The organism is Flavobacterium rhamnosiphilum, assembly GCF_004349195.1.
Lineage (GTDB): Bacteria > Bacteroidota > Bacteroidia > Flavobacteriales > Flavobacteriaceae > Flavobacterium > Flavobacterium rhamnosiphilum.
This window is the reverse complement of sequence record NZ_SMLG01000010.1, coordinates 76,431-98,915: the sequence shown is the minus strand read 5'-3', so window position 1 is coordinate 98,915 and position 22,485 is coordinate 76,431. Positions and strand designations below refer to the sequence as shown.

19 protein-coding genes are annotated in these 22,485 nt (G+C 32.7%); 7 read left to right on the top strand and 12 right to left on the bottom strand.

Annotation, left to right across the window (positions count from 1 at the left end; genetic code table 11):
* Positions 1-87: 87 nt before the first annotated feature.
* Positions 88-387, top strand: a complete 300-nt coding sequence (locus E0I26_RS12940) for a hypothetical protein (RefSeq protein WP_131916885.1) — start codon at positions 88-90, stop codon at positions 385-387.
* Between the two features lie 4 nt (positions 388-391).
* Here E0I26_RS12940 and uvrA read toward each other — a convergent pair whose 3' ends face one another.
* Positions 392-3,178, bottom strand: coding sequence for an excinuclease ABC subunit UvrA (gene uvrA / locus E0I26_RS12935; RefSeq protein ID WP_131916884.1), 2,787 nt, complete (start codon positions 3,176-3,178; stop codon positions 392-394).
* A 464-nt stretch (positions 3,179-3,642) separates the two neighbouring features.
* Between uvrA and E0I26_RS12930 the strand changes: the two genes are divergently transcribed.
* Complete coding sequence (locus tag E0I26_RS12930; RefSeq protein WP_131916883.1) at positions 3,643-4,227, top strand: RNA polymerase sigma factor; 585 nt, start codon at positions 3,643-3,645, stop codon at positions 4,225-4,227.
* 313 nt (positions 4,228-4,540) lie between these two features.
* On the opposite strand, the gene E0I26_RS12925 is transcribed toward E0I26_RS12930, so the two are convergent.
* Positions 4,541-5,191 (bottom strand): endonuclease III domain-containing protein, encoded by a 651-nt coding sequence (locus E0I26_RS12925; protein ID WP_131916882.1) that lies wholly within the window; start codon positions 5,189-5,191, stop codon positions 4,541-4,543.
* Between the two features lie 88 nt (positions 5,192-5,279).
* Here E0I26_RS12925 and bcp point away from each other — a divergent pair, with 88 nt between their 5' ends.
* A complete protein-coding gene (gene bcp / locus E0I26_RS12920) occupies positions 5,280-5,732 on the top strand; it encodes a thioredoxin-dependent thiol peroxidase (protein ID WP_131916881.1) in 453 nt (150 codons plus the stop codon).
* Positions 5,733-5,816: 84 nt separating this feature from the next.
* On the opposite strand, the gene E0I26_RS12915 is transcribed toward bcp, so the two are convergent.
* Positions 5,817-7,277 (bottom strand): TonB-dependent receptor, encoded by a 1,461-nt coding sequence (locus tag E0I26_RS12915; protein ID WP_121342546.1) that lies wholly within the window; start codon positions 7,275-7,277, stop codon positions 5,817-5,819.
* 94 nt (positions 7,278-7,371) lie between these two features.
* Between E0I26_RS12915 and E0I26_RS12910 the strand changes: the two genes are divergently transcribed.
* Genes E0I26_RS12910 through E0I26_RS12900 form a run of 3 tightly spaced genes read left to right on the top strand, consistent with a single transcriptional unit; the run spans position 7,372 to position 9,097 of the window.
* Positions 7,372-8,136: an MBL fold metallo-hydrolase gene (locus E0I26_RS12910; protein ID WP_131916880.1), complete on the top strand. Its 765-nt coding sequence runs from the start codon at positions 7,372-7,374 to the stop codon at positions 8,134-8,136.
* A gap of 11 nt (positions 8,137-8,147) precedes the next feature.
* Entirely contained in the window at positions 8,148-8,648 is a 501-nt protein-coding gene (locus E0I26_RS12905; RefSeq protein ID WP_131916879.1) for a hypothetical protein, read from the top strand.
* 2 nt (positions 8,649-8,650) lie between these two features.
* Positions 8,651-9,097, top strand: coding sequence for a hypothetical protein (locus E0I26_RS12900; protein WP_131916878.1), 447 nt, complete (start codon positions 8,651-8,653; stop codon positions 9,095-9,097).
* A gap of 8 nt (positions 9,098-9,105) precedes the next feature.
* Here E0I26_RS12900 and E0I26_RS12895 read toward each other — a convergent pair whose 3' ends face one another.
* From E0I26_RS12895 to E0I26_RS12880, 4 genes are all read right to left on the bottom strand, one after another.
* Entirely contained in the window at positions 9,106-9,750 is a 645-nt protein-coding gene (locus E0I26_RS12895; RefSeq protein ID WP_131916877.1) for an alpha/beta hydrolase, read from the bottom strand.
* A 4-nt stretch (positions 9,751-9,754) separates the two neighbouring features.
* Positions 9,755-10,081, bottom strand: coding sequence for a hypothetical protein (locus tag E0I26_RS12890; protein ID WP_131916876.1), 327 nt, complete (start codon positions 10,079-10,081; stop codon positions 9,755-9,757).
* A gap of 40 nt (positions 10,082-10,121) precedes the next feature.
* Complete coding sequence (locus E0I26_RS12885; RefSeq protein WP_131916875.1) at positions 10,122-11,375, bottom strand: dihydroorotase; 1,254 nt, start codon at positions 11,373-11,375, stop codon at positions 10,122-10,124.
* Between the two features lie 120 nt (positions 11,376-11,495).
* Positions 11,496-13,424 (bottom strand): BatA domain-containing protein, encoded by a 1,929-nt coding sequence (locus E0I26_RS12880; RefSeq protein ID WP_131916874.1) that lies wholly within the window; start codon positions 13,422-13,424, stop codon positions 11,496-11,498.
* Between the two features lie 182 nt (positions 13,425-13,606).
* On the opposite strand from E0I26_RS12880, the gene E0I26_RS12875 reads away from it, so the two are divergent.
* On the top strand, positions 13,607-14,719 hold the full coding sequence (locus E0I26_RS12875) for a lactonase family protein (RefSeq protein WP_131916873.1): 1,113 nt from the start codon (positions 13,607-13,609) through the stop codon (positions 14,717-14,719).
* 61 nt (positions 14,720-14,780) lie between these two features.
* On the opposite strand, the gene E0I26_RS12870 is transcribed toward E0I26_RS12875, so the two are convergent.
* The 5 genes from E0I26_RS12870 to E0I26_RS12850 all read right to left on the bottom strand — a co-directional run bounded on the left by E0I26_RS12870 (position 14,781) and on the right by E0I26_RS12850 (position 22,459).
* Entirely contained in the window at positions 14,781-16,133 is a 1,353-nt protein-coding gene (locus tag E0I26_RS12870; RefSeq protein WP_131916872.1) for a DEAD/DEAH box helicase, read from the bottom strand.
* A gap of 77 nt (positions 16,134-16,210) precedes the next feature.
* Positions 16,211-17,476: a YaiO family outer membrane beta-barrel protein gene (locus tag E0I26_RS12865; protein ID WP_131916871.1), complete on the bottom strand. Its 1,266-nt coding sequence runs from the start codon at positions 17,474-17,476 to the stop codon at positions 16,211-16,213.
* On the bottom strand, positions 17,476-19,926 hold the full coding sequence (locus E0I26_RS12860) for an LTA synthase family protein (RefSeq protein WP_131916870.1): 2,451 nt from the start codon (positions 19,924-19,926) through the stop codon (positions 17,476-17,478). Before E0I26_RS12860 ends, E0I26_RS12865 begins: the two co-directional genes overlap by 1 nt.
* A 13-nt stretch (positions 19,927-19,939) precedes the next feature.
* On the bottom strand, positions 19,940-21,370 hold the full coding sequence (locus tag E0I26_RS12855) for a glycosyltransferase family 2 protein (protein ID WP_131916869.1): 1,431 nt from the start codon (positions 21,368-21,370) through the stop codon (positions 19,940-19,942).
* 12 nt (positions 21,371-21,382) lie between these two features.
* Complete coding sequence (locus E0I26_RS12850; RefSeq protein WP_131916868.1) at positions 21,383-22,459, bottom strand: HEAT repeat domain-containing protein; 1,077 nt, start codon at positions 22,457-22,459, stop codon at positions 21,383-21,385.
* Positions 22,460-22,485 lie beyond the last annotated feature (26 nt).

The following is a 22,485-nucleotide window of genomic DNA, read 5'->3' as shown; positions in this document are numbered from 1 at the left end:
TACAAATAAGCGACTATGCTTACTTTTGCAGTTGTTATCTTTATATAAGACAATAATAAATAGCTAAAATAATTTACCCCAATGATTATGAAAAGCAAAACCTGCACAATTGATGAGGATATGATTAAATTTTCATCTATTCTAGATGATAAAACCAGTAATGGATTTATAGTTTTAGAACGAAACGATAAGTTGCCTTATGCTGTTTTATTGAAAAAAAGACAAAAGGTCGACCATGTTTTTAATTTTTGTATCTTTTGTGTTACTCTTGGACTTTGGTCTATAGCTTGGATTTACATTACACAGGTTTCCTCTAAAGCTAAAAAAATACTAATAGCAATTGATGAAGACGGAAATGCTTTTGAAGAAAATTGTTATATGGGGTAATCTTTTATAATTTATCTTTCAAATATTTTCCAGTAACAGATCCCTTTATTTTTGCAACTTGTTCCGGAGTTCCAACTGCTAATAATTTTCCTCCATTTTCTCCTCCTTCAGGACCTAAATCAATAATCCAGTCGGCACATTTGATAAGATCAAGATTGTGTTCAATTACTAATATTGAATGGCCTTTGTCTATCAATGCATCAAAAGAAGCCAATAGTTTCTTGATGTCATGAAAATGCAATCCGGTTGTAGGTTCGTCAAAAACAAATAGAGCTTTGTCTTTTGTAGCTCCTTTTACTAAAAAGGAAGCGAGTTTTATACGTTGCGCTTCTCCGCCGGAAAGTGTAGAAGATGATTGTCCCAATTGTACATAACCCAATCCCACATCCTGTAAAGGTTGTAATTTTTGAGTGATTTTAGTTTGTTTATTGGCTATAAAAAAGGCAATCGCATCGTCTATAGTCATGGTGAGAATATCGTGAATGTTTTTACCCTCAAAAGCGACTTCCAAAACTTCTTTCTTAAATCGTTTCCCGTTACAGGTTTCACATGGTAATTGTACATCCGCCATGAAAACCATTTCTACGTTTATAGAACCTTCTCCTTTACAGGTTTCACATCTTCCACCATCAACATTAAAAGAGAAATGTTTGGCCTGATAGCCTCTTATTTTTGATAGTTTTTCTTTGGCATACAATTCCCGAATGTCATCATACGCTTTAATATAGGTCACAGGATTAGAACGGGAACTTCTTCCTATTGGGTTTTGATCTACATATTCAATATGTTTAATTTGCGAAAAAGAACCGGATATTTCGCTGAATTGCCCCGCTTTTTCACCAACATTCTCGAGCTTTTTTTGCATCGCCGGAAAAAGGATTTTCTTTACCAATGTACTTTTTCCACTTCCTGAAACTCCGGTGATAACGGTCAATACATCCAGCGGAAAAGTTACATCTATATTTTGTAGATTGTTTTCTCGTGCTCCTTTTATTTCTATAAAATTCTTAAAAAGCCTGCGTTTTTTGGGAACGGTAATTTCTAAGTCTCCATTCAGATATTTCGCTGTAAGTGAAGTCGATTTTAATATTTCATCATAGGTTCCTTGCGCGACCAAATTACCTCCAAAAGTACCTGCTTCCGGACCAATATCAATAATCATATCAGCAGCTTTCATGATATCTTCGTCATGTTCTACCACAATAACCGTGTTTCCTAAATCTCTTAACGAGAGCAATACTTTTATCAGGCGTTCCGTGTCTTTTGGATGTAAACCAATGCTGGGTTCATCCAGAATATACATGGAGCCAACTAAACTGCTTCCTAATGAGGTCGCTAAGTTGATGCGTTGCGATTCTCCTCCGGAAAGCGTTGCTGAATTTCTGTTTAATGTGAGATAATCCAGTCCTACTTCGGTTAAAAAAGATAAGCGATTGTTGATTTCCACCAATAATCGTTTTGCTATTTGTTTTTCATACACATCTAAATCAATGTTTTCGAAAAAAGTAACCAAATGTTTAATAGGCAAATCAACTAAATCAGAAACTGTTTTTGAGTTAATTTTCACATACGAAGCTTCAATTCTCAAGCGTTTTCCTTTGCAGGAATGACATTTGGTTTTTCCTCTGTAACGCGAAAGCATAACTCTATTTTGAATTTTATAATTCTTTTCTTCCAGTTCTTTGAAGAAATCATTTAAACCTTGAAAATAGTTATTTCCATTCCAAATCAATTCCTTTTGATCTTCAGATAATTGATAATAAGGTTTGTGAATTGGGAAATCAAATTTGTAAGCGTTATTTACTAATTCATCCCTAAACCAACTCATACTTTCACCACGCCAAGGAAAAATAGCATTTTCAAAAATGGATAAAGTTGTATTTGGCACCACTAATTCGGCATCAATTCCTATAATATTTCCATAGCCTTCACAAACGGGGCACGCTCCATACGGATTATTGAAGCTGAATAAATGAACGTTGGGTTCCAAAAATATGATTCCATCCAATTCGAAATTATTGGAATACAAAAACTTTTTATCGGAGTTTAATTCCTGTAAATGGCAAATTCCTTTTCCTTCAAAGAAAGCAGTTTGTACCGCATCAGCCAATCGATTGTAGAATTCTTCTTCGTCTTTGACCACAATCCTATCAATAATGAGCTTTATGTCTTTATTGTCTAAAGAATGTTGGTCTATTTCGTCTAACCGAACCATTTCATTATTCATCAGAATCCTTGCAAAACCTTGTTGTAGAAGTACTTTTAGTTTGTCTTCCAGTTTTCGTCCTTCTTCTAAATGAATAGGGGCAAGAAGCAACCATTTGCTGTCAAGTTCAAAGCTTTTTACATCAGTAACCACATCAGTAACCGTATTTTTTTTGACTTCACGATCGGAAACTGGAGAATAAGTTCGTCCTATTCGAGCAAAAAGCAATTTTATATAATCGTATATTTCGGTTGAAGTTCCTACTGTTGAACGTGCGTTTGTCGTATTCACCTTTTGTTCGATCGCGATCGCAGGAGCAATTCCTTTGATATATTCCACTTTTGGTTTGTCCAATCTTCCAAGAAATTGTCTTGCATAGGAAGATAGGCTTTCTACATAACGGCGTTGACCTTCGGCATATAAAGTATCGAAAGCCAAACTTGATTTTCCGGAACCCGAAAGTCCTGTGATAACCACTAGTTTATTTCGAGGAATCGCAACATCTACATTTTTCAGATTATGTACTTGCGCTCCTTTTATGATGATATTTTTCTTGGGATCTAATTTCGAAAGGTCAACTTGCATAAAAATGATAATTTTTACAAAAGTAATCAATTTTCAACTGACTAAAAGGATTGAATAAGTCACAAATAATCATAAAAAAAGGATTGTAGCTTTTATCTCTTCAGGTGGTATTATTCGCTGATGTATTGAAGAATATCAGCAGATTAGGGAACTGAATAAGGTTTGTCAAAGTTCGCTGTTAGTCAAGTATTGTTTTGTTTTTTTAGTTTCAGAATTCATTTCGAAAAAAAACACACTTCTATTTATTTATCAGTACACTATTTGTAAGATAAATGTAAAAAAAGGAGAAAAATTTTAACAAATTTGGAGCTAGTTATGTTAATTTTTATTAATTTTACTTGCATGTTAAAACAATAATTAGTTAAATTTGAAAACTTAACAAACCTAAACAAACACTAGCCTATAATAGAAAACTACTTTTTAGAGACATCTCTTATTTTATTTTAAAACTAAAAAGTATTATTATGGTTAATATACAACTCCCTGACGCGTCATTGGTAAAGGATTATGTCGCAGGTAACGAGGATGCCTTAGCTAAATTAATAAAAAGGCACGAATCAAAAATTTATGGTTTTATTTATTCAAAAATCCCGGATAAAGATATTACCAACGATATTTTTCAAGATACTTTTATCAAAGTAATTAAAACTTTGAAATCAAATTCATACAATGAGGAAGGTAAATTCTTACCTTGGGTTATGCGTATATCCCATAATCTGGTTGTAGATCATTACAGGAAAACAAAAAAAATGCCCATGTTCAGGGAAACAGAAGAGTTCTCTATTTTCTCTATAATGTCTGATGGGGCCCAGACTATAGAAAATAAAATAATTTCGGAACAAGTCGAAATGGATTTAAAAAAGCTGATCGAAGGACTTCCAGCTGATCAAAAAGAAGTATTAGTAATGCGAATGTATCAGGATATGAGCTTTAAGGAAATATCGGAATCGACTGGAGTTAGTATCAATACCGCTTTAGGTAGAATGCGTTATGCTCTGATGAATTTGAGAAAAGTGATTGACAAACACCAAATTGTTTTGACCAATTAACAATATGTTTAAACTTGCTGCGTTGTAATATAAAGAAAAATATATATTACTCTATGGCAAAAACTTACTCAAAAAAAGCATCAGTTTCAAAAAACAGGAAACCAAGTAAAGAAACAATTTCTTTCTTATTAAGCTATTCCAAAGCGTTGAGCATAATAAAAATAGACAATAAAAGTTTCGAAATCATATCGAATTAAAATAGCCTAACTCCAATTATGTTTGGTCTTATGTAGGTTTGATTTGGTTTTAAATTATTAAAAAATCCCATTATTTTTTTTAAAAAAAATAATGGGATTTTTTGTTCAATGAGAGTTTATTTTTTATGATAGGAATCAATAACCGTTTTTCTTCCTATTGTTTTAGTGATAATATCTTTATCTAAATCCCAGCCACGAGCCGGAGAATATTCCCTTCCGTACCATATAATCTGAAGGTGCAGATCATTCCAAAGTTCTTCAGGAAAAATACGTTTAGCATCTTTCTCCGTCTGAACAACATTTTTTCCGTTTGTCAAATTCCATCGGTACATCAACCTATGAATGTGTGTGTCGACAGGAAAAGCAGGCACTCCAAAGGCTTGCGACATTACAACACTTGCGGTTTTATGCCCTACGGCGGGTAATTCCTCTAAAAATTCAAAACTCTGAGGTACTTTTCCACCATGTTTGTCAATTAAAATATGGGATAAACCATGAATCCCTTTTGATTTCATTGGCGATAAGCCGCAGGGACGAATGATTTCCTTAATTTCCTCAACAGACATTTTTATCATATCGTATGGATTGTCAGCCTTAGCAAAAAGTAACGGTGTGATTTGGTTCACGCGAACATCCGTGCATTGTGCCGAAAGTAAAACGGCAATCAATAAAGTATAAGGATCCTTATGGTCTAAAGGAACTGGAATCGTTGGATATAACTCTTTTAACGTATTTATAACAAACGTTACACGTTCTTGTTTATTCATTATTCATTAAATTTGATTTGTAAAGAAAAACAATTTCAATGGGAATAGCAAAATTCAATTTCAATTCAAATAAATAAAAATATAAGTAATGACAACATTAAAAAAAGGAGATAAAGCACCTAATTTTTCTGGTCTGGACCAAGACGGGAAATCACATCAATTAGCGGATTATGCAGGTAAAAAATTAGTCGTTTTCTTTTATCCAAAAGCAAATACACCGGGATGCACCGCAGAAGCTTGTGACTTAAGAGATAATTTCGTGCGATTCCAAGCTAATAATTATGAACTGCTGGGTGTTAGTGCAGATGCGCAAAAAGCACAAGCCAAATTCAAAGAAAAATTTGACTTTCCTTTTCCTTTATTGGCTGATGAAGATAAATCTGTAATTGAAGCTTTTGGAGTTTGGGGACCAAAAAAATTCATGGGAAGAGAATACGATGGCATTCACAGAACCACATTTGTAATTGATGAAAAAGGAATCATCGAGGACGTGATTTCAGATGTGAAAACTAAGGCTCATGCCGCTCAGATATTGAAATAATCTTTATAAAATTAAAAAAAAAGAGCCAAGAAAAAGACATTAAGATAGTCTTGTTTCTTGGCTCTTTTTGTACTTTGGAAAATACTAATTGCTTTCCTTCAAAACTTTATTTGGGTCATACCCAAAAAGGCGGTGTTCTTTGATTATTTCAGCAATACCAGTAGGAAGCATTGTTTCCCAACCCGGTTTTCCATTATTAATCATATTTAAAACTTCACGAGAGAAAACTTCTAAAATAGAAGGGTCATAATCATCTATATCAACAACTTTTCCGTTGAATTTAAAGAATTTGTATAACTCTTTCATTCTAGGATGTACTTTCAAGTTTTCTGATGTGATGATTTCTCCATCTTCTCCAATCATTGGATACAAGAAAACTTTCATATCGCGATAGAATAATTTTCCAAACGCTTCCAAAATTCCACCGCTTAAATGACGGTAATATTTCTCATCAAAAATATCTACTAAATTATTCACGCCCATGGCTAATCCCATTCTGGCCTTGGTATAATTAGCAAAATACTCCACCACTTTATAGTATTCCTGGAAGTTTGAAATCATTACTGTTTGTCCAAGTGAACACAGTAACTCAGCCCTATCCATAAAATCTCTTTCATCGATTTCACCATCAGAACGTAAGTTTGATAATGTAATTTCAAAAACTACCAGAGTATTTTCGGCATTTACTTTATTTTCATTCAGGAACATTTTCAATGATTTCTCATACATGTCCATGTTCACTTTTGTAACGGGACGAAAACTACCTCTAAAAGCAAGAATATTTTTTTTGTATAAAATTGCTGCAGGAAGAATGTTTTTACCTTCGGGGTTAAACATTACCGCATCAGTCATTCCGTTTTTTACTAATTGTAAACTCATCAAACGATTGTCAACATCAGCAAAACGGGGTCCTGAGAAATTTATAGTGTCTATTTCTAATTGATCTTTATCTAAGTGATCGTATAAATAGCGCAACAATCGTTTAGGATCATTGTATTTATAATACGCTCCATAAATTAAGTTTACACCAAGAATACCAAGCGTTTCTTGTTGCAAGCGGACATCAGTTTCTTTAAATCGAATGTGAATGATAATTTCATTATAATCCTCATCCGGTTCAATTTGGTAACTAATTCCAACCCAACCATGTCCTTTGAATTGTTTTGCAAAGTCAATAGTAGCTACGGTATTGGCATAACTAAAAAACATTTTGTTGGGATGTTTCTCTCTGCTCAATCTTTTTTCTATTAGATTTACTTCATGAGAAAGCATTTTTTTTAGTCGGCTTTCGGTTACGTAACGGCCGTCCTCTTCAACGCCATAAACGGCATCGCTAAAGTCTTTGTCATAGGCAGACATCGCTTTTGCAATTGTACCTGAAGAACCACCAGATCTAAAAAAATGTCTTACAGTTTCCTGTCCAGCTCCAATCTCTGCAAAAGTTCCGTATATATTTTCATTTAAATTAATACGAAGTGCTTTGTCTTTAATTGAAGGGATTTGTTCGATGATTTTGTCACCTTTTAATTTTATTTCTGTATCCATTTTCTTTTAATATGGCTAATATGTTGCAAAGTTAATGAAATAGGTTTCTAATGAAAGATAATTAACCCTATTTTTGTAAATAAAAGCAATAAAATTGAAGGTATATTTTTTAGGAACTGGTACATCACAAGGGATTCCTGTTATTGGGAGCAATCATCCAGTATGTAAAAGCACTGATTTTAAAGACAAAAGACTAAGAGTTTCCGTTTGGATATCTTGGGGAAATCATTCTTTTGTAATTGATTGCGGACCTGATTTCAGGCAGCAAATGCTTTCTTCAAATTGTCAAAAAGTAGATGGAATCTTGTTTACCCACGAACATTCTGACCATACAGCGGGAATAGATGATATTCGCCCGTTTAATTTTAAACAAGGTGAAATTCCAATTTATGCACATCAAAGGGTCATCGATAATTTGAGAAGACGGTTTGAATACGTTTTTGAAACGGTAAATAAATACCCTGGAGCTCCTTCTGTTGCAACTATTGAAGTTGTCAATAATGAACCATTTTCCCTCGGAAATAAAACGGTAATTCCTATTGATGTTATGCATGGAAATCTACAGGTTTTTGGGTATAGAATAGATGATTTTGCCTATTTAACTGATGTGAAAACTATTGAAAAAAGCGAAATTGAAAAATTAAAAAACTTAAAAGTATTGGTAATAAATGCTTTACGGGAAGAGCCTCATGATACTCATTTCAATTTGAAAGAAGCATTAGATTTTATAACTTTGGTGCAACCAAAAACAACATATCTTACACACATTAGTCACATTATGGGATATCATGAAGAGGTTCAAAAAAACCTTCCAAAAAATGTTTTCCTAGCGTACGACAATTTAGAAATTACACTATAATTCAATTCACAATGAAACAGTCATTATTCCTTTATCTCACTATTTTAGCGGTACTTTCTTCAGTTTTTACTTATATGTTTTTGAGTAAACAGGTAGCATTTGAACAAGCAAGGTATGAAAAAACCACAAAAAAGTTAAGAGACAGTCTAAGTTTAGTTTCGAATCAGTTAGCTGATGCTAACTATTTTTCTTTGACAAAAAATGAAAATGCCCAGAATTATTTTGATTCAGGAAGTTCCGAAAAAATGATTCAATACGAAAAATTAATTCCTGTTGTTACCGAAAAATTATTGGACTTTAACTCCAACCCAAAAGGAAATCCTTACACTGGTCAAGATCAAATTGGCACTAATAAATTTATTGTCAATAAAGTAAGAATTCTAAATCACAGATGGATTATAGCTGACTTTAGTGACGGTGAGATTTGGGGAGAGGTTTTATTGAAATATTTTGTAAATGCTGATGACAGTATTTCATTCGAAGTAAATCAATCATTGTTATATCAAAAATAAATATGAAAAAGGGATTGTTGTTTTCGGTAATGATCATTTTTGCTTTTTCTTGTGCAAAGCAAATGGATCAAAAAAAGGAATCTAAGAGTCTGATTCTAAAAGAAGAAAAACCACAATTAGTAGGTGGAGATTTGGATGAACACGGTTGTAAAGCTTCTGCCGGTTATACTTGGTCTGTGTTGAGAAAGGAGTGTATTCGAGTTTTTGAAATCGGGACACGATTAAATCATTACGAGCAAAGTGGAGAAACTGCAACCACGTCAGCTTTTGTAATTTTTGATGCCAATAACGGAAATAAAGCTGAATTGTTTCTGGATACCCAAAAGGAATCGATTATTTTAGAACGAAAATCCGAAGGCCAACCATGGGTTAAGGATGATTGGCAATTGATTCCTTGGAAAGGTTATGTTTTGAAAAAAGCCGAAGAAATTAAATATACAGGACAATAATTGGTTAGTTATTCTTCTAACCAATTTTTAAAGTCATAGAAATTTTGTGGTGCAACTCCATGACCCACAGGATATTCTTTATAGGTTGTATTTATTCCTAAATTTTCTACTATTGCAGGTGTTTTTCTAGCCCATTCTACAGGGATTACTTGATCTACAGTTCCGTGTGAAGCAAATATTTTCAAGTTTGTAAAGTTATTTTTAAGGTAATCATCAGCCACAATCTCTAAATTCAAATAGCCACTCATAGCTACTACTTTTTGAACTTTTTCTGGGTAGGAAAGTGCCACAGCATAACTCAAGATTGATCCTTGGCTGAAGCCAACTAAAGCAATTTGTGTCCCATCGATTGGATAATTAGCAATTAACTCATCAATAAATCCAGCAATTAAATCCCTTGAAACTTTGGCTTGTTCGTGGTCTGAAAATTTATTTTGATCCGCATCAAAGTTTATTGCATACCAAGCATAACTGCCGTATTGTAAGTCATAAGGCGCACGTGCTGATATAATATAATATTCATCTGGAAGTTCGGTAGCGAATGAAAACAAATCTTCTTCATTGCTGCCATATCCATGTAATAAAAGGATAAGAGGATTTTTGTCTAATTTTATTTTAGGTTCTCGTATTTTATATTCTAAAGATAAATTCATCGGATTATGATATGTTTTTAAGCCATTTTTGAAAATAAGTTCCCAATAAAGGAACCGGTTTTGTTTCTCCTTTTATAGCACTGGTAATGCCATAAGACCATAAAACAAATACGAAAATCCACATTGGAGCTGAAATCATTAAGCTGTCAAAATTACTGATGATTAATCCAAGTGATATGAAAGTTAATGTGAGTCCCAGTCCTTGGCGAATGTGAAAAGAAGCAAACGCATTTCTATCTTCGGAGTTCATAGACATCGCTATAAACACGCCAATTCCTAAAATATAACTTGTGATGGCGGCAGTTTTTCCTGTTTCGGTAGTATTATTCATTTTTATTTGTGCTCACCTTGAGGTTGGTGATATTTTTTATTTATGCTAAAATTAATTTTCCTTGATTGATGATCCCAAGCACTTTTCCTTTGATTTCTGTTTCCAGAAACGCGGAGTTTTTCGATTTTGATAAAATGGATGATTTTGTGAAAATGCTTTTTGGTTCAGGATTAAATAAGGTAATATTTGCTTTTGAACCTTCATTTATGACTTGGATATCAATACCGAATCTAGATTTCCCAGCAGTCAATTTATCTATTATGGTTTCTAATGGTAATACGGTCATCAAAGCACCAAAAGCACTTTCCAATCCAATTGTTCCATTTTTGGCACCATCAAATTCCATTTTCTTGTGTTCAATGTCTATCGGATTATGGTCAGATGTAATCATATCGATTGTTCCGTCTTTTATTCCTTTCAGTAATGCTTTTCTATCAGCTTCAGTTCTAAGTGGCGGCGAAACTTTATAACGGGTATCAAAACCCTCCAATTTTTCATCGGTTAAAACCAAATTATGTACAGCGACACTGCAGGTTACATTTAATCCATTGGCTTTAGCCTCTTTGATTAATTGAACTGATTTTTTAGTCGAAATAGTCGGAATGTGAAGTTTTCCTCCAGTATATTCTAACAGGAATAAATTTCTTGAGATTTGCAATTCTTCGGCAAGATTTGGAATTCCTTTCAAGCCTAATCGGGTAGAAACAATGCCTTCATTCGCCACTCCGTTTCCTTTTATATTTTCGTCTTGGGGAAAAGCAAGAAGTAATCCATCAAAATCCTGAACGTATTGTAAGGCGATTTTCAGCAAATTAGCATTATCCAAACTTTTATTATAATCTCCAAAAGCAATTGCACCCGCTTTTTTCATATCATACAATTCGGCCATGTCTTTTCCTGCACTTTCTTTGCTTAAAGCGCCAATAGGATACAGTTGAGTTGCAAATCCTAGTGCTTTATTTAAAACAAAATTCACTTGGGATTGATTGTCAATAATAGGGAAGGAGTTGGGTTGTAAAGCGATTGCCGTAAAACCGCTTTTGGCAGCCACATTGAGTCCGTTTGATATCGTTTCTCGGTCTTCAAAACCAGGTTCTCCAAGAGAAACGCTACTGTCAAACCAGCCTTGTGAAACATGTAAATTATCAAGTTTTACTTCGTCTGCTTTATCTGGATTGGGAAGCGATGTTCCAATTTTTTTTATAAAACCATCAACAATTAAAATATCTGCAGTCTTATTATGAAAGGGACTTTTCGAATCGATAATTTTGGCGCCTCTGAGGATTAATTTCATATGTAGATAATATTTGTTTTTTAATGGAATATGGAATTTGCATAGTTACATTAACTTTTACGACCAAATTACGGTCATGCTCATTTCATATTGATTTTTTAAGTATTGGACCTTCGTTATTTACTTTAAGAATCGTATAATTGCCATTTCGGTTATTAGAAATAACAGTGCAAAGATAACAAACCATTTCCAAATTTGATTATCAGTTCTGTCAGTTTGTAAAGTGTCAAATAGTGATGGGATTGATTCGATTGTTTTATAGTCCGAAAGAATATTGTCATTGGCTGAAGCCAAATCACTTTCGGTTCTGTTATAATTGAAACTGATGTTTTCAATCCACTCTTTTTTATTGTAAATGCGAAAATTTCCCGCTTGTTCCGGATAATCATTGAAAGTCATTTTGACTTTGTTATTCAGAATTTGTTGGATAGGAATAAATTGTTCGTCCAAGCCTTTTACAGTTAAAATGGCGTCTTTGTTTAACGATGCTTCTGTCAAGTGCGGGTTATTATTCCCTATTATCAAAGCATTTACACCGTTTTTTTGATTGTTCATCGCCATCTTGTAAAATGTAGGCACAATTAATGGAGATTGTTGGAAATTTGAATTTTCGATGTTGATAGGAGCTGCAAAAATAGCAACTGCTGAAACCGAATTTGCTATCGAAGTCAAGAAAACACTTTGATCCTCATAAGACAAAGCGGCAGGGTTTGGGCTTGATAATACAAACGAACTTTTTGTTTTTGGATATTGAAAATTAGTCACTTTATTTTCAAAAACACTATTGAATATAGGATGATTAAAGTTGATTTTAGTAATCAGTTTTTCTCTGTTTTCTAAAGAATTGAATGTAAGATTTCCAAAATTCGACACCAAAGAATTCATATTTGTAATTGAACTTATTGCCGAAGGAATCACAATTAAATTGCCGCCTTTCCCTACAAAAGATTTCAAAGTGGTCGCCAAAGCTTGCGGAATTTCATCCAATTCATTTAAAATAATCGCGTCTTGTTCTTCCAGTTTATTGTAATCTAATGCGCTTAAAGTATAATTGTTAAAACTGAATTCTTCACTGGTGTAAATTCGGGAAAGAAAGTTGCTTTTCGTCGGTTCTCCAATGCTGATAATATTGGTTTTCTTGGTTTTAGAAATACTGAAATACAACGTGTTATCATAATTCAACCCATTGTCAACTATTGAGAAATAGCCGTGAAAGGATTGTTTTGGAATCGTAAAATTTAGATTTTTTTTCTTTGTGTCTAATGTTACTATTGTCTTCGCAATGAGCTTGTTTTCATTGTATAAAGAAATAGGAATCGGGTTAAAATCATCTCCATAACCGGATATTTGGACGCTAATTTCATAAAAATTTTCTAATGTTTTATTGATGAAAACACTATCGATAGAAACATTGTTTTTTTGTTCTGCTTTTGGGATTATAAATAAAGGAGAATCAGTTGCGTCACTATTTTTCAGTTGTTTTTCATCAAGACCTACAGCATCGGTAATGATAACGATATCCTTTTTAAAAGCTGATTTATGGGCTTTTATTTTTGCCATTATGTTATCCAATTGGAAAGGAGTGGCGCTGTATTTTAGATTTTGCAAAGCACTACGAACTGATTTTATATCCGTGTTCCAATAATTTTCGGAATTAGTGAGCAAAGAAAAATTTACATTTTCCGGAGTTTCTTCGAGTAATTCCTGAACGGCTCTTTTTAGTAATTCGCCTTTTTTGCCTTTGGCTTGCATACTAAAAGAATTGTCTAAAATAATATACAGTTCATTACTGGCATTTTTACTGTCTTTTGACTCAAAATAAGGCTGTGCAAATGCTATAATAATAAAAGTTAACAATAATAATCGGCAGGCGAGAAGCAACCATTTCTTGATCTTAGAACTTTTTCTGGTTTGAATTGAAAGTGCTTTTAAGAAACGAACATTAGTGAAATATTCTTTTTTGAAACGGCGTAATTGAAATAAATGAACCAAAATTGGAACAATCAACAAGAACAGAAAGTATAAAATTTCGGGATGTTTAAAATGCATTCTGAGGTTGAGTTTACTTCACTGGATTTTATTTTCAATGGAGTTCATTGAATTTCGTGAGTCAAAAATACAAATTTGTTGACAGTTTTAGATGAAGTTGTTATAATTTTTCAAAGGAATAAACAATTGACATTCATTATGGATATAATGTGTATTTTAGCTTTTCAATAAAATTTAAAAACATGAAAAAACCGTTTGCTGTTGTTCTGTTAATTTTCATTTTTACAAGTGTTCAGGCACAAGAAAATAAATTCAATTTACTGATTGGAACCTACACCCAAAGTTGTGACAGCAAAGGAATTTATGTATATGATTTTGATTCAAAGACAGGTGATTTCAGTTTTAAAAATGCTACGGAAAAAGTTATAAATCCGAGTTATTTGACGGTTTCAAAAGAGAATAACTTTATCTATTCCGTAAATGAAAATGGTGCTGAAAGTACGATAAGTTCTTTCAGTTACACTCCATCAAGCGGAAAATTAGACTTAATCAACAAGCAAAATTCAAAAGGAGCAGATCCTTGTTATATCATTAATGACGATAAAAATGTGATAGTTGCCAATTATTCCGGTGGAAATATCTCCGTTTTTAGTAAAAATAACGACGGAAGTATAGCTGAAGCAAAGCAAGTTATTCAACATCATGGAAAAGGAATTAACACACAAAGACAAGAAGGTCCTCATGTGCATATGGTTTATTTTTCTCCAGACAAAGAGTTTGTTTTGTCTAATGATTTAGGGAATGACAAAGTATATTCGTATGCTTATAATCCTAATGCTGCAAGTACTGTTTTAGAATTAAAAGATAGTATTTCTGTGAAATCGGGTAGTGGACCAAGACATTTGACGTTCAGTAAAGACGGGAGATTTGTTTATCTATTACAGGAACTTGACGGAGCGTTAACCGTATTTAGTTATTCAAACGGGATATTGAAAAAGATTGATGAAACCACTATTTTAGCAAAAGACTTCAAAGGGGATTTTAGTTCTGCGGATATTCATATTTCGCCTGACGGGAAGTTTTTATATGCTTCTAATCGAGGTGAAGCAAATAATATTACAATTTTTAAAATCCTAAAAAATGGAAAATTAGTATTGAAAGAGCAAACCAGTACTTTAGGAAAAGGACCTAGAAATTTTGTGATTGATCCTACTGGAAATTTTCTTTTGGTAGCACATCAATATACAAATGACATTGTGATTTTTAAAAGAAACAAAACTACGGGAGCCATTGCAGATACTGGAAAAAAAATTGCTTTGTGTTCGCCGGTTTGTTTGGTTTTTACAAAGAATTAAAATAGATACGATTCAAGAAAAAAGGCTAAAAATGAGTATCATTTTTAGCCTTTTTTTATTACTATTTATTCTTGTCTTTTCTCTTTTTGTCTCTGGTTTTTAGCATGTTTCTATTTACTGAACCGTGCGTTTTTTTCTTTGTTACCCCAGGTCCACCTAAATTGACTTTCTTATTCTTTTTACTTTTCTCTTGAAAAGCCCCATCTCCGTCAAGTTTCTGTTTTTTCATCATAAACTTAATCGGTTGTCTGTCTTTTTCAGGTTCGATTAATTTTGAAGAAACTTCAACTGTTTCCGGGAAAGGCTCGATAGCTAATTCCATATTCATCAGCACTTCTATTTCCACTTTGGATTCTTCTTCACGAGGTGCGATAAGACTTATTGCGGTTCCTGTAGCATCTGCACGACCGGTTCTACCAATTCTGTGCATGTACAATTCTGGCATTTCCGGCATTTCAAAGTTGATAACGTGGGTGATATTAGAAATATCTAAGCCTCTTGCCATAATATCTGTGGTAATCAAACCACGAAGATTTCCTTCTTGAAAGGAAGCCATCGTACTCAAACGATAATTTTGTGATTTATTCGAGTGAATCACTCCAAATTGCCCTTCAAAATCTTCTTCGATACGTTCGTGAACCATATCTGAAATCTTCTTATTATTGACAAATACCAAAACGCGACTCATGTCTTCGTTGTTTTGCAATAAGTGTTTCAGAAGGTTTATTTTGGTATTAAAATTGGGAACATTATAGGCAATTTGTTTGATGTTTTCCAAAGGAGTTCCTGATGCTGAAAGCGTAACTTCTTCCGGATAATCAAAATAGTCATTCAAAATAGCATCTACTTCATCCGTCATAGTTGCCGAAAATAGGATGTTTTGACGTTTTTTAGGCATCATGGCCAAAATAGCGGTCAATTGGGTACGGAAACCCAAATTAAGCATTTCATCAAACTCATCGATTACCAGCTTTTGCATTTCTTCAAAACGAATCACATTATCCAGCGTTAAATCCATGATTCTTCCTGGAGTTCCCACTAGTATGTCGCAACCTTGATAGACAGTTGTTTTTTGAGTATTAATATTGACACCTCCAAAAATGCCAACAGTACGAACCGACATATATTTTGTCAATTTTTCTACTTCTTCCACTACTTGCACGACAAGCTCACGGGTAGGAACCAGAATTACTATTTTAGGGGTATGTCCCGGAGTAAATTTATATAATTTTAATAAAGGCAACAGATAGGCAAATGTTTTACCGGTACCAGTTTGTGCAATTCCCATCATATCTCTTCCAGACATTATCACAGAAAAAGTTTTTTCCTGGATGGGAGTTGGAGAAATAAATCCTAAATCATCTATTGCTTTTTGCACAGATTTAGGGAGATTGAATTGTTCGAAAGTACTCATTTGCTTAAATTTTGTGCAAAGATAGTCTTTTTGAAAGGAATGTTAAGTTTTGATACTAAACTTCAATAATCTATCCTCTATTTGAATCTTATTTCCCACGATAAATTAAGTGAATAGATCCAAAAGTATTTACCTGGGTCAAATATTATTTCTTGGTGCGTAACTGCAAATTGAGTTCCCCAAGCATTTTGTTTGTTTGACGAAGTAAAATAATATCCCAAATTAATTTTTTGCGACTTTAAATTTATGATAGAGGCTTCATTTTCATTAAAATTAAATTGATTTGTTTCAGGGGAAAAACCAATTCCTAATGAAAGTCCTAAATAATTATCAGCATCACTACGATATTTGCGATATGCAATAGTTCCTGAGGTGCTGGTTCCGACTCCGCCTGGTGTTATATAAGGACGAAATGACCAATAACTATTTCCATAATACCAGCCAACAGATCCGGTATATATAGTAGTGGTTGTACTATATTTTAAAGTTCGGAACCCTAATGAAACTTCGAAGCTTTTAGGTAAAGATTTGTATAATTCTGCACCAAATCTAACATCTGGAAACAGAAAAGAATTTGACAAACCAACATTAATATAGGCGTAAAATCCTTTTGAAATTTTTGGGTATAAATCGACTTCATACTGTAACCCATTTTCCTTGAATCTTCTATTGAAATTTACTTTTGCTATTATACTTCCGTATTTTGTTTGGCGGCCATATTTAAGAGTATGATATTGCATTGGATCAAATACATCCGAATATAAATCAACAATTGAATTAATTCCAATAGAATTTTGACTCAGTATTTTATTTAAACTTATTTTATAATCGTTAGCTTTTTTATCCTCTGGATTTTTATCTAATATAAATTGAACTGTATTTAATGCTTCTATTGGATTGTTTGTATTTTCTTGAGCACTGGCCTTTAAATACAATATTTCAGGATCATCAGGGAAATTTTTCAAAGCCTCAGTTGTCATTTCTAAAGCAGGATAAGGCATATCTCCCCATAATTCATTTTTAATTGCTGCTTCCCAGATACTTTTATTCTTGGTGTCTTTCTCAAAAATAGTTGCAAACTCTTTTCTGGCTTTTTTGTATTCACCGTCCCATGAATAAGTTGTCGCTAAAAAGGAACGAATTTCGTGATAATTAGGATATTTAGTCAGAATAGACAACAAGGTGTCCTGTGCTTGTTGACGTTGTTTGTTAAAAGCCAATTCACGAGCTTTCTCAAAAGAACTGTCAGGGTCGCCATTGTATTTTTGTTCTTGTCCAAACATTGGAAAAGCAACTAAAAATGCCAATACAAAAGTGAGCTTAATACCTATTTTTGGAATCATTATTGCAAGGATTTTTTAAAAATTAAATAGTTAGTATTTCCTGGATATCTTTTCAGAAGATTATTTATAATACTATTTGCATCTTTAAGATTATTCATTCGCTTGTATGTCTCCGCCAATTTAAAGCTGATTTCTGGGTTTTTAATTCCATTACTAACAGCCTTATTTGCGATTTCAATTGCTTTTTTGTTCTGGTCTGACCACCAATAGACATCCATTAATGCCAGATAACTATCGTTCTCAAAAGGAGTTCTTTTAATCGCATTTAATAATTCGGATTCAGCAATTGGAAATTTTCCTTCCCAAGCCAGCATTCTTCCTTTTAAAGTTCGTACTTCGGAATAATTAGGAAGTTCATTTAAAATGTAATTACAAAGCAGTTTTGCCTTTTTATAGTCTTTTTTAAACGCAAAATCTCTTGCGAGAAGAAAAGTCTGGTCAAAATTCAATCCCTTTGTTAACTCTTTAATTGTCGCTAATTCAGTCTTTGAAAATTGAACAGCCGGTTGTGAATAAATATTTAAAGAAGCGGGGAAAATTTTATTTTTCTTGGTTAAATAAGCATTTAGCTTTTTAAAACTCAACAAGGAGTCCGCTATTATTTTAGATATTTTTTCTTCATGAACTTTATAAGTCCCAAAATTTTCATTTATTTTATATAATTCTCCACCGGAATACAAATAATCTTTATAAATATAATCGTTTATGCTTCCTTTATATCTCATTAAAGGGATTTGGTGAATATTTCTAAATTCTTTTGCTGTATCTAATCCCTGACCCATCCAAGCTGTCTTCTCAAGCTTGTTAAACTTGTAATTATTCATTAAAAAAGAAAGTAAACTTGGGGTTACATCCCAATGAGAAGAAACGGATTTAAATTTCTTCGCTTTTTTTAACATCGGGCTATAGATCAATAGCGGTACATGAAAACGACATAATTCATCTTTTTGAGGGATAGGAATCAATCGGTGATCGCCTGTAATGATAAAAATAGTATTGTTGTATTCGGGTCTTTTGGCGTAAGCCTCCATAAAGTTTTTAATAGACGTATCTGTATAAAGAAGAGCCGCAAAAATATCTTTGTAAGTCTCAACCTCTCCTTTTTTTACTCCCAAAGTCTTATTTGTATTTACAATGGCGTCAACTTTTTTCAAATAAATATCCTTTGAAGGAAAATCAAAAGGTTCGTGATTCGAAAGTGTCATTATAACATCTAATCGTGGCATTTTTTTGCCATCCAGTTCCGATAATGTTTTTTTGAATATTTCGGCATCGGGGTATCCCCAAGAGAAACCACCTGAATTCTCTTTAGTTTTAACATAGCCAGTGCCAAATTTATTTATATCGGTTACATGGTCGATGTCATTGTATTCCAGAAAGTTTATTTTTCTGTCAAAACTGGAATCATCACCACAATAATAAGAAGTTGTGTAATCATTTGCTTTTAGGACACTCATAAGCGAAATGTGTGAAGGCTGAGAGCCTAATTCCAAGAAGCCTTTTTCTCCATACGGCAGCGATCCCAATAATGATGATGCCACACCAAAAGTTCTTCCGGTATTGCTGACAAAGTTTTCCCAATACAGGGATTTTGAGGTTAAGGAATCGAGATAAGGTGTAAAGCCTCTATAAGAATTTTTACCTATAAAATCGCTGCCTAACCCTTCTGCCATAATTATTACAATATTGGGTTTCTCACTTTGAATGTTAAAAAACGGAGCTAATACATCTTCTGTTTCTTTAAATGGCTTCATCAAAGGAAACTCTTTCTTATAAAATAAATTAGAAGCGTCCAGCGCGCTTTTTTCATTTTGAAACTTAATGATATCTGTAGTCAGGAAATTAAGTTTGTTTTGAAAAACTACACCAGATGAATCAGGAACTACAAGCTTTACACTCCCCAAAATAATTACAAAAATGAATGAAGTAGCAAAAATTTGTCGCTCATTTGTATACTTATTCAAAAGATAATTTATTCCCAAATAAACTAAAGGCATTATTATAAAAGGCAAGAAATAGAGAAGAGACAACGATTCAGATGCAGTAACCGTAGTGTACATGTCATCCATGGAATATCCCAATAGATCCGCTCCCAGATTTATATGTGTGGTAAGACTGTATTTTACCAAAGCAAACTGAATAATGATAACTAGAGCAAACAACACTTTAATTAATACTACTTCAAGAGGCTTTTTTATATAAAGTAATGCAAAATAAAATGGAATGAATAATAATCCGATACCTATTCCTGCCCAAAAATCATTCAGTAATTTATAGACTAAAGTCGCTCCAATATTCTGACCTTCGGAACCATTTGATCCCGTTGAGTAAATTTCAAATAAACTTAATAACCAAAATGTAATAATTAACGAAAAAGTTAAATAGATATAGACATAACTATTATTAAAATAACTATTGTTTAAAATGTTTTTAATTTTTTTAATCTCCATTTTTTTTTAAAAATTATGCTTTAGTCATTCCTTTTCGTGTCATATCTCCCCATTCTATTTTTTTGTAAAAATAGTAGTCTATATTTCCTTTAATTGCTGAATATAGGATATATGGATGATTGACAAAAGGTTCTAGGAAAGCTATCATTACTAATTTAAATCCTATAGACTTCTTTTTATATTGATGATACGTAAGTTCTTCTGAAACAATTGCAACTATAGAAAACAGCACCGAAAATAAGTAGGCTAAAATAACAAATGCAAATGTATAATCCCATCTTACTTCATTAAGAACTGTAAGAATTCCAAAATAAATGATACCTGCGACTTCTATAATTGGAGCCATTCTTTCGAAAAAGAACCAATACGGGTAACTGATAAGTCCCAAGCAATTATATTTTGGATTAAACCCTATCTTATTATGTTTTTTAAGTGTTTCGATAGTTCCACGAGTCCATCTGTTTCTTTGAGAAATAAATGTTTTATAATTATCTGGAGCTTCTGTCCAACATAGTGGGTCAGGAATATAAGCAACTTTATATTTTTGCTTCTCATCTTCCATGTGTCGCCTCATTCGTACAATAATCTCCATGTCTTCCCCTACGGTATTTGTGTCATAACCACCAACTGTAATAGCTATTTTTTTGTCAAATAAACCAAAAGCACCAGAAATAACTAACAAACCATTTAGTCTGCTCCAAGCCATTCTTCCTAATAAAAAGGCTCTCAAGTATTCTAAAATTTGTCCTTGTTCCAGCCACGTTTTAGGAAAGTTTATATCAAGTAATTTACCGTCTTTAACAATACATGAATTGGCGATTCTGATTACTCCTCCAGCTGCAATTACTCTAGCATCTGTTGTTTCCAGAAAAGGTTTTATCATTTTTTGAAGTGCATCTTCCAATAGCAAACAATCTACATCTATGCAAGCAACATATTTATTTTTACTTATGTTCAACCCCATATTTAAAGCATCTGCTTTTCCTCCGTTTTCTTTATCTACAACGGTTAATTTGTCAAATGCAGGATTAGTAGATTTATATATGCCTTTTCTTAGTTGTTTTGTTTTTATTTGTTCATTGATATGATAGCTTATTTGAATGAGATCATAGGCTTCAATAAGTTTGCTCAAGCTATCATCTTTACTTCCGTCATTTACAATGATAACATCATAATTAACATAGTGGCTTGATAATAAAGAACGTACGTTTTCAACAATGTTTAAACTTTCATTATAGGCAGGTGCTATAATTGAAATTGAAGGAGAAAAAGTAGAAGACAATATTTCTTTGTAATTGACAAAGCTATTTTTTTTCATGTATTCAATTGTCTCAATTGCTGAAATTACAGCTAATATGCTATAAGATGAAATTGCAATTACAGAAAAAACAAGAAAGAAATAATGAATTATTAACATTATAATTTCTACAGTACTTGTATTCATAGTCAATTGGTTTTAAGCTATTAATGATTTTTGAAATTCGCTCTCATAGAATGGGTACTCTTCAAAATTGATATTCTTCAAAATTTCCATCACTAATAGCTTAATTTCAAAATTTTTATGTTGCATATGTTCCAATAAAAATGCTTTGTCACTACTTTCATATACATTTTCCATCATTTTAAGAAAAGCGATTTGCTCTTCATGACTACGTTCAGCAAAATTAGTTTTCAAAATATTTTTGGCTTCAATAATATTCAAATGACTCAATGCAGCAATTGTATTAACTCTTACGTTTTCACTTTTACTATCTAATAATTCAATAAGTTCTTCTTTTGCTTCAAATTGATTGTAAACTTTAGCAAGTTTTAAAGAAAAAATCACCACAGAATCATTTGAAGATTTCAACCATGGTCTAATATCTGCAATTTCTGTATTATTGGCTACTTGAAGGACTTCTAGCAGCTGAATCTGATCCCACTCAGATAAGGAGGTCTCTAAAACATTCAAAAAATTAAGTCCCTTAAAAGAAAATAAATGAATCAAGTATAATTGCATTTCTTTACGAACTTCTTTTTTTGGATGGTTGATGTTATTCATTACAACTTTGTGAACTCCTTTTACTTTAAATTGTGTAAGTTCCCTTATGCCTATAGCGATAATATCCCATTTTTTATTTCTCAGTTTGGCTAATGAATAACTTAAAAGCCCTAATTCAATGTAAAGTTTATCAATAGATTCAGCTATTTCTCCGGATATTTCATTTCTTAACTTCAATAATGTTGAAACTACAATCTTTCTTTTAAAAGGGTCAACAATACAAGTTTTCAATTCGTTGATAATTGATTGTTGTTCCAAACTTAAAGTATCATCATCATTTCCGGCATACAAATAGGTTATGAGATGGGTTTCATATTCCTCTTGGTATTTTGTCTCTATCTTTTCATTCTCTCTTAAATGGTTTCTTAAGTATTTTAGATACATGATTAGCATTGTAATAATTACGAAAAAAATACCGCTCAGACACCATGCCAATTGGATTATTGGTGAAGACTGTTTAAGATTTTCTAAAATATATACGTTTTCGTTCATATCCAGATACTTTAATTTATTTGAAC